The organism is Amycolatopsis sp. NPDC051061, assembly GCF_040682935.1.
Taxonomy (GTDB): domain Bacteria; phylum Actinomycetota; class Actinomycetes; order Mycobacteriales; family Pseudonocardiaceae; genus Amycolatopsis.
On sequence record NZ_JBFBBZ010000010.1, the window covers coordinates 220,727 to 234,826 of the forward strand.

Below are 14,100 nucleotides of genomic sequence, written 5' to 3' on the forward strand. Positions count from 1 at the left end.
CGGGCGGCCGCGCCGCTGGTTTCCTGCTCACCGTCAAGCAGAGGCGAAAGGAAATCCCGATGACCGACCACACCCCGCTCCAGCAGTACCCGGCCCCGCAGGCCGCCCCGCCGCGCAACGGCCTCGGCACGGCCGGGTTCGTCCTCGGCCTGCTCGGGCTGGTGTGCTCGCCGATCCCGTTCGTGGGCGTGGTCGCCTGGCCGCTCGTGGTGCTCGGCCTGATCCTGTCCGCCGTCGGCGTCGCCCGGGTCCGCGCCGGGAAGGCGACCAACAAGGGGCTGTCGATCGCCGGCGTCGTCGTCTCGATCCTCGGCCTGGTGGTGAGCGTCCTGTGGGTGGTGGTGATCGGCAAGGCCATCAGCGACGTGAACGACCAGGCCACCCAGCACCACACCGTCACCTACGAGGTGACCGGGGACGCGAAGTCGGTCGACGTCGTCTACAGCACGTTCGACCAGCACACCATCCTGGTCGACACCGAGCCGTCGGCGCCGGTGCCGTGGACCAAGACGGTCGAGGCGACCGGGTTCCTCGAAGGCGCCCAGTTCACCGCGACCACCGGTCCCGACGGCGGCTCGATCACGTGCAAGGTCGTCGTCGACGGCAAGCAGACGAAGACGGCGACCGCGTCCGGCGTCGCCGCGGTCGCCGGCTGCACCGGGTTCTGAGCGCCCCGCGCCGCCCGGACGAGGGGGTCGGGCGGCGCGGGCGCGGGGTGGGACCCGGCCAGGGGGCGGGTCCCACCTTCGCGCGTCAGCTGCAGTGTTCGAAGCCGCTTTCGTAGTTCACGCCACCCGCGGAACCGCCCCACTTGACGCACTTGTCCTTCGCGGCGGCCGAGACCGGGCCGGCGAAGTAGGAGAAGGCGCCGGAGTCCGTGATCCGGGCCGAGCCCTGGACTTCCAGGAAGGCGGAGGTCTGCGTGGCCGTGCCGGCCGACGCGCTCTTCATCGTGCTGACGCAGTTCTTCCCGCTGGCGGCGTTGTAGGACAGGTACGCCGTGCCCGCCGTGCCCAGCGGCTGCCGGTCGATCACGCTGTAGCCGCCACCGCAGGCCGGCGCGCCGAGGGCGGCCTCGGTGACCGTGGCGTAGCGGATCGTGTCGTTGGCGTGGAACTCCGGGCCGGCTTCGAACAGCACGCCGACCGACGACTGCGACAGCTGCACCATGTCCGAGTAGGCCGCGTCCTGGCCCCAGACGAGCACGCTGCCGGCGGTGCCGGTCCAGTTGGCGCCTTCGTCGAACGAAGAGTGGACCCGCAGCTCCTTGCGACGGTCGCAAGTGGACGGTGCGGCGAAGACGATCCGGTCGTACTCGCCGCCGGTGTCGGTGGCGCTCATCCGGGCCGTCGAACCCTCCACGGTCGGCGCGACGAGGTCGGTGGCGAAGGTGAACTTCGTGCTGAAGGTGGCGCCGCCGTCGGAGCTGATCGCGTACGCCCGGTTGTGCGTGCCGTCTAGCAGGCACTTGTTCCCGTCGTTCGCCTGGTTGCGCGCGGCGGCGTAGACCCGGCCGTCGGCCAGCTCGGTGACGCTGATCTCCTGCGGGTTCATGGTGCTCGCGGCGGGCTTGTCGGTGGCCCCGAGGTGCCAGGTGGAGCCGTTGTCGTCGCTGTAGACCAGCGCCCCGATGTTCGAGTAGCTCATGCCGGCGACGAGCCGTCCTTTCTGCGCGCCGCGGGTGAGCACGATGCCGTGCGACGGCCCGGTCGCCAGCCAGCTCGGCGCCGCGGAGAAGCCGAGTTCGGTCGTCAGCACGCGGGGCGCGCCCCACGTCTTCCCGTTGTCCTCGCTGAGGGACGCGGCCGCAGTCGGGATTCGTGTAGCACTGCATGGTCGAGAGCAGCACGACCCGGTTGCTGCCCGGGATGACGATCGGGGCCGGGTTGCCCTTGGTGTCCCCGTTGGCCTTGATGACGGTCTGCAGCGCGCTCCAGATCTTGCCGCCGTCGGTCGAGCGCTTCATCACCAGGTCGATGGCGCCGAGATCGTTGCAGACACTGGCGCCGCCGTTGCGGCCCTCGGCGAACGCGAGCAGCGCACCGTCGTTCGCCTTGACGATGGTGGGAATGCGGTAACAGTCGTGGCCCTCGGTGTTCTTGGTGAACACCAACGTGCTGGCGACGTCGGCTTGCGCGATGGCGGTGCCGACGGCGGCCGGGACGGCGACGGCGGCGCACCCCAGCAGCCCGGCCAGCAGGCCGCCGGCGATTCGGGTGATCTTCACGGTTCTCCTACGGATTCGTTCTACGTCCTACGTCTTGGTGGAAGGGTCGACGGGGGCCGTACAAGAGCCGTACAAGCTTGCGTATAACGACTTACACGTGGCCGGGAAGAAAACGGCGGGTGAACGTGGTCGGCGTGCCGGGTGGGTTGCCGGGTGGGTTGCCGTCGATCGGACGGCGATATATCGTCGTAGTGTCGGCGATACGGCGAGTGGAGGAGACGATCATGGAGATGAGCGCAGGAACGGGACGGATGTTCGGCGGCTTCGGGGGTGGCGGCGGGTTCGGTGGTCACCACGTTCACGGCGGCTTCGGTCACCCCGAGCACGGCGGCCCCGGGCAACCGGGCCACCCGGACTTCGGCGGTTTCGGTCACCACGACCACGGCCCTGGGCTACCGGGGCACCCTGGGGCGCCGGACTTCGGCGGTTTCGGTCACCACGGCCAGGGCATTCCCGGCCACGAGGACTGGGAAGCCGGCCCCGAGCTGGCGCGCGGCGGATTCCCGCCGCACCCCCCGCACCCGCCCCAGCCGCCGGGAGCACCGGGCGGGCCCGGGTTTCCCGGCTTCCCCGGCGGCCCCGGCTCCTTCGGTGGTCCTGGTGGCTGGTTCGGTGGGGCCGGGCCATTCCAGCGGGTGCAGGAGGTGCGCGGGCGCGGTCCGAGCCGTCCGGTGCGGCCGGCCGTGCTCGCGCTGCTCGCCGAGGAACCGAGGCACGGCTACCAGCTGATGCAGGAGATTCGGCGCCGCACGAACGATCGGTGGCGGCCCAGCCCTGGCTCGGTCTACCCGATCCTGCAGCAGCTGGAGGACGAGGGCCTGGTCCACACGGCCGAGACGGGTGGCCGCCGCGTCGCGGAGCTCACCGGCGCCGGGCGGGAGCACGTCGCCGGGCGGGAGGCGGAGTTCGCCGCCCTGTGGGAAGAGCCCGAGGACGAGCCCGGTGCCGACCGGTTCGCCGCGCTCGGGCACGCGCTCGGCGAGCTGTCCGGCGCGGCCGCCCAGGTGGGCTACAGCGGAACGGAAGCGCAGGTGGCCGAGGTGAAGAAGATCCTCGCCGACGCGCGCCGCCGCGTCTACGCGGTGCTCGCCGACGCCGACCTGGAGGACGAGGACTGACCCGGCGCCGCGAATGACTCATTCGCGGCGCCGGAGGTCCCGAATGAGTCATTCGCGGCATCGCCCGCCCCGGCGGATCGTCCACTTCGGACGCTCCGCCCGGACGGGTAAGCTCGGGCCGTATGGAGGAAAAGGACTTCGCGGCGCACCTGACGGCGACCATGACCGGCAGCGCGCTCACCATGCTCATCGGCGTCGGCCACCGCACCGGGCTCCTCGAAGCGGCCGCCCGCGGGCCCGCCACCAGCGCCGGGCTCGCCGAACGCGCCGGGCTGCACGAGCGGTACGTCCGCGAATGGCTCGGCGCCATGGTCACCGGCGGCATCTTCACCCTCGAGTCGGGCCAGTACACCTTCCCGCCCGAGCACGCGAAGTTCCTGCTCGGCGAGACGGCGTCGAACCTCATGCCATCGTTGCTGACGTTGAGCGCCTTCACCGGCATCCTGCCCGACCTCGAACGCAGCTTCGCCGAAGGCGGCGGCGTCCCGCGCTCGGCGTACGGGCCCTACCTCGAAACGCTCGGCGCGAAGACCGGCGACAGCTGGAAGCACGTCTACCGCGAACACCTCGTCGACGGCTTCTTCGGCGCGGTCCCCGGCCTGAAAGAACGGCTCACGGCCGGGGCGCGCGTGCTCGATCTGGGCTGTGGTACCGGAAACGCCATCACCGTGGCCGCTCGTGCGTTCCCCGCGTCCCGGTTCACCGGCCTCGACATCAACGCGAGCGTCGTCGAGCAGGCGCGGGAGACCGCGAAGGGACTGCCGAACGCCGAGTTCGCCGTCGGGGACGCCGCCGAGCTGACCGGCGAATTCGACGTCATCACCGCTTTCGACGCCGTCCACGACCAGGACCGCCCGGACGTCGTGCTGCGCCGGATCCGCGGCGCGCTGAACGAAGACGGCCTGTTCTTCATGGTGGACACCAACTTCTCGAGCCACGTCGAGAACAACGTCGGCAACCCGCTGGCGGCGCTCTGCTACTCGATCAGCCTGATGTACTGCACGACGACGTCGCTGGCCGAGGGCGGCGCCGCGCTCGGTGCCATGTGGGGCACCGAGCAGGCGTCGGAAATGCTCGCGGACGCGGGGTTCCGGCACGTGAGCGTGCTCGATTCCCCGCGTCCGCAGAACTGCATCTACGCCTGCCGGCCCTGAATCACTGCTGGTACGGCGCCGCCGCGGCCTTCGCGGCCGTGACCAGCGCGCCCTTGTTCTTCGGCCAGAACGTGCTGTCGACGCAGGTGTAGCGGGGCAGGAAGCCGCCGCAGGTGCCGCTCGAGCCGCCGACCTCGAAGGTCACGCTGGCGACGCCGAGTTCGCCGTAGGTGAAGTCGTCGGTGGTGCCGCTCGTGTCGTAGCCGACGGTCTCCTCGTTGGTGCCGACGAGGTAGCCGTTCGACGCCGCGTACTTCGCGCCGAGCTTGCGGTACTGCGCGTCGTTCGGCGAGGTGGCCTGCGTGAAGCCCCAGGGGATGATGATGTCGTTGCCGTAGCTGTGCAGCGTGATCATCGTGCCCTTGGCGGTCGACGGCGCCGGGTCGTTGTTCCCGGTGCCGCGCTGGTCCGGGAAGATCGAGCGGGCCAGCTTCTCCAGCGCCTGGGTCTCGGGCTCGGAGCCGGCGCTCACGCCCTGGTAGGTCTCGGCGCACGCGGAATTGGAGTCGCCGCCCCACTTGAACGTCGAGTTGCGGTTGAGGTCGATGCCGATGTTCGTGCCGGTGCAGCCGCCGCGGGTGTTGTTCGCGTTCTTGCGCTGCAGCTTCGGCGAATTGCCGCCCGAGGCGACGATGTCGACGCCGTCGGGGTTGGCGATGGGCACCACCCACACCTCGGTGGTGTCCAAAATGGACTTCGCGGTGGCGTCGGTGGCGTAGCCGTCGGCGAGGTAGTCGATCCAGCGCCAGGCGAGCTCACCGGTCGACAGCTCGCGCGCGTGGATCTGGGCCATGAGGAAGAACTTCGGCTTCTTCGACGTCGTCGAGAGCGTGCAGTCGCCGGTCTGCTTCTTGGTGAGGCAGATGGCCTGGACGTCGTGGCCGCCCTGGCCCTTGGTCTTCTTCCACGACTGGCCGATCGTGTACTTCGTGGCCAGGTCGGGGTGCGCGGCGGCGACGGCGGTGAGGTGGTTCTCGTGCGCGGTGACGGTGCGGTACCCGCCGTAGAAGGTGTCGGCCGCCAGGGAATTCGCCTGCGCGGGGAGTTCCTTGTAGACGGTGTCGAAGAACGAAGGCCGGTAGCCCAGCGCGCGCAGCTGGTCGGCGACGGCCTGGCCACCGACGACGTAGGCGGCGCCGGCGTCCCCTTCCTCGACGTCGAACCCGGCTTCGGTCAGCGCCTGGGCCTGGGCGGCGGTGGCCGGGACGCGCCAGAACACGGGGGTGTCGGCGGGCTGCGCGGCCGCGGTGCCGCTGAGCAGCGCGGACAGCACGACACCGGTCGCCGCCAGGGCGAGCCGGGACAGGGACCTTGACGCCATCGGGGGATCTCCTCACGGCCGCACGGATGGAGGTTCCGGCCCGGGGCTCTCGGTCACCGGACCGGCACGCACAGTGTGTCGGTCCGGGACAAACCCGGCACACCCCCGAAAGTCGCGAAACCGCTCAACGGCGAAGGGCGGCACTTTCCGGGAAAGTGCCGCCCACCGAAGAAGCTTTCGGCTACTTCTTCAAGCCGTGTTCGATGGCCTCGATGATGCGCGGCCGCAGCTCGGCGGTGCTGATGATCGCGTCCACCGAGCCGACCTCCACCGCTCGCTGGATGCTGTGCACCTTGTCGAACTCCGCCGCGATCTCGCTGACCTTCTCCGCGCGGACCGACGACTGGACCTCGGCCAGCTGGGTGCTCAACGCCGCCCGGGAAGGAGCGTCGGCCGCCGCGACCTGGGCCTGCAGCTCCGTCACCCGCGGGTCGTTGGCCGTGCGCTTGGCGACCTCGCCGGCGAACACCACCGCCGCCGCCGGGGCGCCGCCCAGCACCGAGGCGAACGAGCCCTCCAGGGCCAGCACCGTCATGTTCGGGTTGAGCGCCTTCGAGAACACCACGAACGCGCCGCCGTGGTAGCGCGAGATCACGGTGAACACGATCGGGCCCTCGAAGTTAACGATCGCCCGGCCGATCTCCGCGCCGTACTCCAGCTGCAGCTTGCGCAGGGACTCCGGCGAGCCGTCGAACCCGGAGAGGTTCGCCAGCACGACCAGCGGCCGGTTGCCCGACGCCGCGTTGATCGCCCGCGCCGTCTTCTTCGACGAGCGCGGGAACAGCGTGCCCGCGGTGTACGCGTCCGGCCCGTCGGTGGGCGGGAAGCCGCGGCGGGGCACCGAGCGGGACTCGATGCCGACCAGGCAGACCGGGCGGCCGCCGATGTGCACGTCCTGCACCGCGGCCGTGTCGGCGTCGGCCATGCCCGCCCAGCGCTCCAGCACCGGGTGGTCCTGGTCCGACAGCGCGCGCATCACCGTGCGGATATCGAACGGCTTCTTGCGGTCCGGGTTGTGCTCGGCCGAGAAGATCTCGCCGACGGTCGTGAAGTCGCTCTCCGCGATCGCGTGCGGGAACGGCGAGACGTCGCGGTCGATCGGGTCGTTCGTGCCCACCTTGCGCGGCCCGGCCTCGCCCGGCACGACGTATGTGTGGTCGTAGTGCGACATCAGCACTTCGCGGGCGGCGGGCAGGTTGGGCGCCCAGTACTGCGCCTGGCCGTTCGGGCCCATGACGCGGTCGTAGCCGCCGATGCCGAAGTTGTCCTCCGCCGACACGCCGCCGGAGAAGTCCAGCGCCTGCTTGCCGGTGAGCACCATCGCCGAGTCCGGCGTCATGATCAGGATGCCCTTGGTGTGCATGAGCATCGTGGCTTCGGCGTTCCAGTACGGCTGGGCGCCGACGTTGATGCCGTTGACCACGATGTTGATCTCGCCGCCGTCCTGGGTGAACGTGACGATCCGCTTGAGCGCCGCGGCGACCCAGTCCATGTTCTCGGTGCCCGAGGACATCGAGATCCGTGCCCCCGACGACAGCGCGAACCACTCCAGCGGCACGCGCATGCGCTCGGCCAGGTCGAGCGCCGCGATGACGCGCGAGCACTCCGGCTCCGACAACGCGCCGAGTGACTTCGTCGGGTCGCCGATCAGCACGACGCGGGTGACGCCCTCGGAGTGCCGGTCGGTCGGCGTCGTGACGACGCCCGCGACGATCGCCGCGGTGTTCTGGCCCTTCGGCCGGTCGACCGGCACCAGCGCCCCGGCCTCGAGGTCGTGCTCGACGAAGGTGCCCTCCGGTCCGGAGAGCAGGCCGGTCAGCTCGTACGGGTAGACCGTGCCGCGCCGTGCCGCGCGCAGCACCTTCAGGCGGTAGTCGTCGAGCGGCTGCACCGGCTCGGTCGACGCCGGCCCGACGTGCAGCCGCGCGCCGTGCCCGGGGTCGAAGGTGATCCGGACGGCGAGCTCGGTCAGCTTGCCCGCGTCGGTGCGCCGGCGGGCCAGGAACTGGACCTCCTCCAGCCCGGCACCGACCGACGTCGGCAGGATGCGCTGGACGAGCGTGTTCAGCTCTTCGGTGGTCAGCTCCGTCTGCGGCCAGACGTACATCATGATCCGGTTGGTGTCGAACCGCTTGTTCTGCGGCCGCTGCGCCTGGATGTTGCGGATCGCGTCGAGGCACGCGGTGACCGCGTCCTCGAGCGCGGGCAGCGCGACCAGCCGGCCGTCGGCCTCGCGCAGCGGGGTCAGGTCGCGGACCTGGCCCATCGCGATCAGCCGCTCGTCGGCCGGGTTGCTCTTCGCCACGGCCTTGAAGAGGTAGATCTCCTCGTCCGCCGACGGCAGCCGGGTGAGGTCGAACTCGTGCAGCCGCTGCAGCTGCAGCCGGTGCGCGATCTGCGGGTGCAGGCCGCGGATCAACCGGTCTTCGGTGAAGCCCGCGCCCTCGCGCCGGAAGGTGAAGTGGTGGTGCATGACCGCGCCGCCGGTGCCGGCCACGGTGAGCACGACGCGCCGCACGCTCGCCGGCAGCGGGTGCTCGGCCAGCAGCGCGCCGAGGCGCTCCGCGGTCGCGTCGACGTCCGGCTGGTCCTCCCAGCGCAGGTACAGGTCGGCGACCACGCCTTCGGTGGCCACCTCGCCGAGCGCGCGGACGGCCTCGGGCAGGGCGGCGATGTCGACGGCGGTGGTGACCAGCGGCAGCACGCCGTCCGGGGTGTTGAGCTCGGCGGTCAGCAGCCGGCAGCCGGCGACGTCGCGCACGGCGACGCCCGTCAGCCTGCGGTTGCCGTAGTAGCGGCGGGTCAGCACCTCCAGCAGCGGCGCGTGGTCGCGGCCGGGGCGGCCGATCCGCTGCCCGATCAGCCGGACGAGGGGCTGCGAGCCGGTGATCATGGCCTGGATCCGCTCGGCGCGGTCCGCGGCGTCGGGGTGCTGGTCGAGGTAACGCAGCTCGGTGCGGACGGCGGCGTACACCTCGGCGCGGTGGCGGCGCAGCAGCGGCTGGGCGAACCACCGGAACACCACGCCGCGAGCGAGGTCGGACACCGCGGGGAAGCGCACCTGCGTGGCTTCGACCAGGTGCTCCAGGGCCAGCCCGGCGCGGTCGCTCAGCGACTCCGCCGGCTGCGCCGCGGCCAGCCACAGCCGCAGCAGCTCCGAGACGACGGCGACGTCGGCCGAAGTCCGTTGCTGCGCCAGGAAGATCCGGAAGACCGCGGACTCCAGTTCCGGGGTGCGCTCCAGGCCGTCGACGCCGTAGTGGCCGAGCACCTTGGCCAGCTTGGCCTGGAAACCTTCGCTGACGCCGGCGCGTTCGACGTCGAGGCTCTGCAGGTAGCTGTGGAAGAACTCGCGCGGGCTGTGCACCGCGCCGTTCGGCACGGTGTCCTCGCCGCCCGGGGTGTTGCGGCTGAGCTCGGACAGGTCGGCGAAGACGGTGAGCAGCTCCAGCTCGCCTTCGACCGGACGGCCGCCCAGCTCGGTCCGCGCCGCGACGTAGGCCGACAGGATGCGCTTGCGCTCCGACGGGTCGACGTCGAAGCCGAGCAGCAGGCTGCGCAGGTCCTGCAGGCCGCGCTCGACGCGGTCGGCCGCGGAGACGTCGGCCGCCTCGGCCGGCAGCTCGATCTCGACGGTCTCGGTCTCCTCGGCGACCTCGTCCTCGGCGCCGTCGGCCAGGGGCTCCAGGCGCATCAGGGGCGCGCCGGTCTCGACCTGGCTGCCGACCGACACCGGGCACTCGCGGACCCGGGCGAGGAACGGCGCGCGCAGCACCGTCTCCATCTTCATGCTTTCCAGCACGAGGATCGGCGCGTTCGCCTCGACCTCGTCGCCGACCGACAGCGGCGTCGCGACCACCAGCGCGGGCGCGGGGGAGCGGACGACGCCGCCCTCGTCGCGGCTGACGCGGTGGGTGACGCCGTCGACCTCGACGAGGTGGATCGGGCCGTGCGTGGCCGCCACCAGGCGGAACCGCTGCCCGTTGACCCGGAGCCGGCCGCTGTGGGCGTCGAAGCGCTCGATCTCGACGTCGGCGTGGTGCACCTCCGACGTCCCGGCCGAGACGCCGACGCGGAAGCGCTGCTGCCCGATGCGCGCGACGCTGACGCGGTAGCCGACCCCGCGGAGCTTGAGGTCGAGCGGGCGGCCGGTCTCGTGCTGGACCTGCGGGCGGCCGCCGTGCGCGGTGGCCAGCAGGCGCTGGACGGAGACCTCTTCCTCGTCCTCGTAGGCCTCGATGGCGGCCGCGGCGAGCGCGACGGCGGAGTGCCGGTGGGTGACGAGGCGGCCTTCGGCGCGGACGCGGTCGATCCAGCCGGTGTCGGCGCTCGCGTCGATGACCTCGGGCTGGTCGAGCAGGTCGAGCACGAAGCTCTTGTTGGTCGCGCCGCCCTCGATGATCACGGTGGTCTCGCCCAGCGCGCGGCGCAGGCGGCCGAGCGCCTCGTCGCGGTCACGGCCGTAGGCGATGATCTTGGCGATCATCGAGTCGAAGTCGGCGGGGATGGTGTCGCCCTCGCTGACGCCGGTGTCGACGCGGATGCCCGGCCCGGCGGGCAGCGCCAGCCGCGCGATGCGGCCGGGGGAGGGGGCGAAGTCGCGGTCGGGGTCCTCGGCGTTGAGGCGGGCTTCGACGGCGTGGCCGAGCTCGGCCGGCTGGGTGCCTTCGAGCTTGCCGCCGCCGGCGACGTGCAGCTGCAGCCGGACCAGGTCGGTGCCGGTGGTGATCTCGGTGATCGGGTGCTCGACCTGCAGGCGGGTGTTGACTTCGAGGAAGGCGAACAGCTTCTCGCCGGGGTGGTAGAGGAACTCGACGGTGCACGCGCCGCGGTAGCCGACCTTGACCGCGAGGCGCTCGGCCGACGTCTTCAGCTCGGCGGTCTGCGCCGGGTCCAGGACAGGCGACGCGGACTCTTCGATGATCTTCTGGTTGCGCCGCTGCACCGAGCAGTCGCGGACGCCGAGCGCCCACGCCGTCACGCCGTCGGAGATCACCTGGACCTCGACGTGCCGCGCGCCGGTGACCAGGCGTTCGAGGAACACGACGCCGGAACCGAAGGCGCGCAGGGCTTCCTGGCTGGTGCGCTCGTAGGCGTCGGCGAGATCTTCGCCGGAGGCGACCATGCGGATGCCGCGCCCGCCGCCGCCCGCGGTGGCCTTGAGCATCAGCGGGTAGCCGATCCGGTCGCCGGCCTTCAGCGCGTCTTCGAGCGTGGCGACCTCGCCGCGGCTCCACGGCGCGACCGGGACGCCGACCTCCTCGGCGATCAGCTTCGCGCCGATCTTGTCGCCGAGCTTGCGCATCGCGTCGGCGCTCGGCCCGACGAAGGTGATGCCGACCTTCTCGCACAGCTCGGCGAAGGCCGGGTCCTCGGCGACGAAGCCCCAGCCGACCCACGCGGCGTCGGCCTTCGTCTCGACGAGGGCCTGCTCGAGCTTGGCCAGGTCGAGGTACGGGCGGGCCGAGGCCGGACCCAGGTCGTAGGCCAGATCGGCCTCACGGACGAAGGTGGCGGTGCGGTCCGCGTCGGTGTAGAGGGCGACCGTCTCGATCTTCGTACCGGTTTCCGCCGACAGATCCCGGACGGCGTGGATGAGCCGCATCGCGGCCTCTCCGCGGTTGACGATGGCGACACGATTGAACACCGGCTGAGCCTCCCAAGTACCCACGCACAGAAGGCGACGCACCTGTCCTGGGGCGTCGCCTGCACCTGTCTACACCCTGCTGGATTACCGCCGGGTAGACCAATGTCCGCCATGGCGCACGCCGAGGCGGCTGCGTTGTGGGAACCCCACAAAAAGCGACCCGCGCCACACCGTGGGGGCCGGATTTCTCGCGAGGACTGCCACAAAGCACGGTGCGGAGCTTACGGCGGAAACCAGTAGGGGAACATCCGGTGGCGCGGAGATAAGGGGTCGGCTAGGAGGCCAGCAGGACGTCCGCCTCGAGCACGTGGCTCAGCTCCCGCCGCTCCGCTTCCGACAACGGCACGGCGGCGACGCTGCACCGGCCGTCCGGGCCCGGGGCCGTCGTGATCGCCAGCACCGGCCGTCCGTCGATCTCGCGCAAGGTCACCCGGCCGCCGCAGGAGAGGTCGACGCTGATCCCGGGACGGTCGCGATGCCTGCCCAGCCACCGGCCGACGAAGTCGAAGGTCATCGCGGTCTCCCCTCGGAGCGAGCGCTCCCCATGAAGCACAGGTGTCGGTGGTTGATTCCCCGGATACACCGCGTTCACACCCGATCGGGCGAAAAGCCGCCATGATGGCCGGATGAAACTCGGGCAGCTGGCCTCGACCGCGCGGGACCTGTTCACCGCGAAGCTCGTCTACGGGGACGCGGTCGAGCGGGACGGGGTCGTCGTCATCCCGGCCGCCGCGGTGTTCGGTGGTGGTGGCGGAGGCGCCGGCGACACGGCCGCGTTGCCCGTTCGCGAAGGTGCCGGGTTCGGGGTTCTCGCCCGCCCCGCCGGCGCCTTCGTCGTCCGCGAGGGCGCGGTGACCTGGGTGCCCGCCGTCGACCGCACCCGGATCGCGCTCGCCGCCGCCGTCACCGTCGTCGCGCTCGCCAAGATCCTTTCGCGGCGCACCGGGTCCTGACCCGACGCCGTAAGTTCACCGCCGGTTCTCGACGGCGTTCCCGTTCGCGGCCTAGCGTCGGGGACGTCTTTCGATGCGGAGGTACGCATGAGTTCTGGGGACTTGAGCCGGCGCGCACTGCTGCGCGCGAGCGGTGTGGCGGCGGCCGGGGCGGCTGGGGCGGCCTTGGGGATGCTGCCCGGCGTCGCGTTCGCCGACCAGCCGGGCGGCACCGGCAGCCAGACCCGGACCGTCACCGGCACCCTGAAGCCGGACGTCCCGGACTGGTACTACCTGCCGGTCGACGTCCCGCGCGGCGTGCGGCAGATCGACGTCGGCTACTCCTACGACAAGCCCCAGGTGCCCGCCGGCACCCGCGGGAACGCCTGCGACATCGGCATGTTCGGCCCGGAAGGCCATGAACTGGGCAACGCCCGCGGCTTCCGCGGCTGGTCCGGCGGCTTCCGCGACCGGTTCTCGATCAGCGCGTCCGAGGCGACGCCGGGCTACCTCGCCGGCCCGATCAAGCCGGGCCGGTGGCACGTCGTCCTCGGCCCGTACACCGTGGCGCCGCAGGGACTGAACTACCAGGTGGACATCACGCTCACCTTCGGGCCGGACGCCGCGCCGTTCGAGCCGGACCCCGCGCCCGAATCCGCGCCCGCCCGGGAACGCGGCCGCGCCTGGTACCGCGGCGACGGCCACCTGCACACGGTCCACTCCGACGGCCGCCGCACCCCGGAGCAGCTGGTCGCCGACGCTCGCGCCGCCGGGCTCGACTTCATGATCTCCACCGACCACAACACGTCCAGCTCGCAGCTCGTGTGGGGCCGGTACGCCACCGACGACCTGCTGATCCTCAACGGCGAAGAGGTGACGACGCGGTCCGGGCACTGGCCCGCGATCGGCCTGCCCGCCGGTACGTGGATCGACTGGCGCTACCGGGCGGCCGACGCGGCGGACTTCCGCCGCTTCACCGACCAGGTGCACCGCGCGGGCGGCCTGGTCACCGCGGCGCACCCGTTCGCCAACTGCTTCGGCTGCACCTACGAGTTCGCGTACGAGATCGCCGACCTCGTCGAGGTCTGGAACGGCCCGTGGACCCAGGACGACGAAGCGAGCGTCATCCACTGGGACGGTCTGCTGCGCGGCGGCCGGTTCATCCCGGCGATCGGCGACTCCGACGCGCACAACCCGGACCAGCGCGTCGCGCTCCCGCACACCGTCGTCCTCGCAGACCGGTTGCGCCGCAAGGAACTCCTGGCCGGGCTGAAGGCGGGGCGGTCGTGGCTGGCCGAGTCGTCGGCGGTCCGGCTGGACTTCACGGTCTCGGGCGGCGGCCGCACGGTGGGGATCGGCGAGCGGCTGCCGGCCGGCACCGGGACGCCGGCGACGGTGCGCGCGGTGGTCGGCGGCGTGCCGGGGACGACGGTGACGTTCCTCGACCAGCTGGGGCCGGAACACACGGAGACCATCGGCGACTCCGGCGCGGCGACGGTGACGTGGACCACGTACCCGCGTTACTCCCGGTGGGTGCGCGTCGAGGTCCGCCGTCCGTCCGGGGGTCCGAACACCACCCAGCCGAACGCCATGGTGGCGATGTCGAACCCGATCTTCCTCGGGACCGGCCACTGAACCTCCCCCCGGTGCGCCGCGTCCTGCTTTTGGCAGACTGGTGCGAACGGGTGAAGGCGAGGCAGG

At 71.7% G+C, this 14,100-nt stretch carries 10 protein-coding genes; 6 read left to right on the plus strand and 4 right to left on the minus strand.

Translation table 11 applies throughout. The features are described 5' to 3' along the window. Nucleotides 1–59: 59 nt before the first annotated feature. Nucleotides 60–668 (plus strand): MmpS family transport accessory protein, encoded by a 609-nt coding sequence (locus AB0N03_RS16495; protein WP_364371584.1) that lies wholly within the window; start codon nt 60–62, stop codon nt 666–668. Between the two features lie 85 nt (nt 669–753). Here AB0N03_RS16495 and AB0N03_RS16500 read toward each other — a convergent pair whose 3' ends face one another. Further along, the gene (locus AB0N03_RS16500) at nt 754–1,758 is read right to left on the minus strand and encodes a sialidase family protein (protein ID WP_364371587.1); all 1,005 of its coding nucleotides are present in this window, start codon (nt 1,756–1,758) and stop codon (nt 754–756) included. A 74-nt stretch (nt 1,759–1,832) separates the two neighbouring features. On the opposite strand from AB0N03_RS16500, the gene AB0N03_RS16505 reads away from it, so the two are divergent. The 3 genes from AB0N03_RS16505 (at nt 1,833) to AB0N03_RS16515 (ending at nt 4,499) form a co-directional block, all read left to right on the plus strand. Further along, entirely contained in the window at nt 1,833–2,078 is a 246-nt protein-coding gene (locus AB0N03_RS16505; RefSeq protein ID WP_364371589.1) for a hypothetical protein, read from the plus strand. Between the two features lie 373 nt (nt 2,079–2,451). Continuing rightward, nucleotides 2,452–3,345, plus strand: a complete 894-nt coding sequence (locus tag AB0N03_RS16510) for a PadR family transcriptional regulator (RefSeq protein ID WP_364371592.1) — start codon at nt 2,452–2,454, stop codon at nt 3,343–3,345. 122 nt (nt 3,346–3,467) lie between these two features. Further along, a complete protein-coding gene (locus AB0N03_RS16515; protein ID WP_364371595.1) occupies nt 3,468–4,499 on the plus strand; it encodes a class I SAM-dependent methyltransferase in 1,032 nt (343 codons plus the stop codon). Between the two features lies 1 nt (nt 4,500). On the opposite strand, the gene AB0N03_RS16520 is transcribed toward AB0N03_RS16515, so the two are convergent. From AB0N03_RS16520 to AB0N03_RS16530, 3 genes are all read right to left on the minus strand, one after another. Beyond that, a complete protein-coding gene (locus tag AB0N03_RS16520) occupies nt 4,501–5,820 on the minus strand; it encodes a M14 family zinc carboxypeptidase (protein WP_364371598.1) in 1,320 nt (439 codons plus the stop codon). Between the two features lie 181 nt (nt 5,821–6,001). Beyond that, nucleotides 6,002–11,467: a biotin carboxylase N-terminal domain-containing protein gene (locus tag AB0N03_RS16525; protein ID WP_364371601.1), complete on the minus strand. Its 5,466-nt coding sequence runs from the start codon at nt 11,465–11,467 to the stop codon at nt 6,002–6,004. Between the two features lie 274 nt (nt 11,468–11,741). After that, nucleotides 11,742–11,981 (minus strand): hypothetical protein, encoded by a 240-nt coding sequence (locus AB0N03_RS16530; RefSeq protein WP_364371604.1) that lies wholly within the window; start codon nt 11,979–11,981, stop codon nt 11,742–11,744. Nucleotides 11,982–12,093: 112 nt separating this feature from the next. On the opposite strand from AB0N03_RS16530, the gene AB0N03_RS16535 reads away from it, so the two are divergent. Together AB0N03_RS16535 and AB0N03_RS16540 are read left to right on the plus strand one after the other, a co-directional pair. Next, on the plus strand, nt 12,094–12,420 hold the full coding sequence (locus AB0N03_RS16535; protein WP_364371607.1) for a hypothetical protein: 327 nt from the start codon (nt 12,094–12,096) through the stop codon (nt 12,418–12,420). Between the two features lie 87 nt (nt 12,421–12,507). Then, on the plus strand, nt 12,508–14,034 hold the full coding sequence (locus AB0N03_RS16540) for a CehA/McbA family metallohydrolase (RefSeq protein WP_364371610.1): 1,527 nt from the start codon (nt 12,508–12,510) through the stop codon (nt 14,032–14,034). The last annotated feature ends 66 nt before the right edge of the window (nt 14,035–14,100 follow it).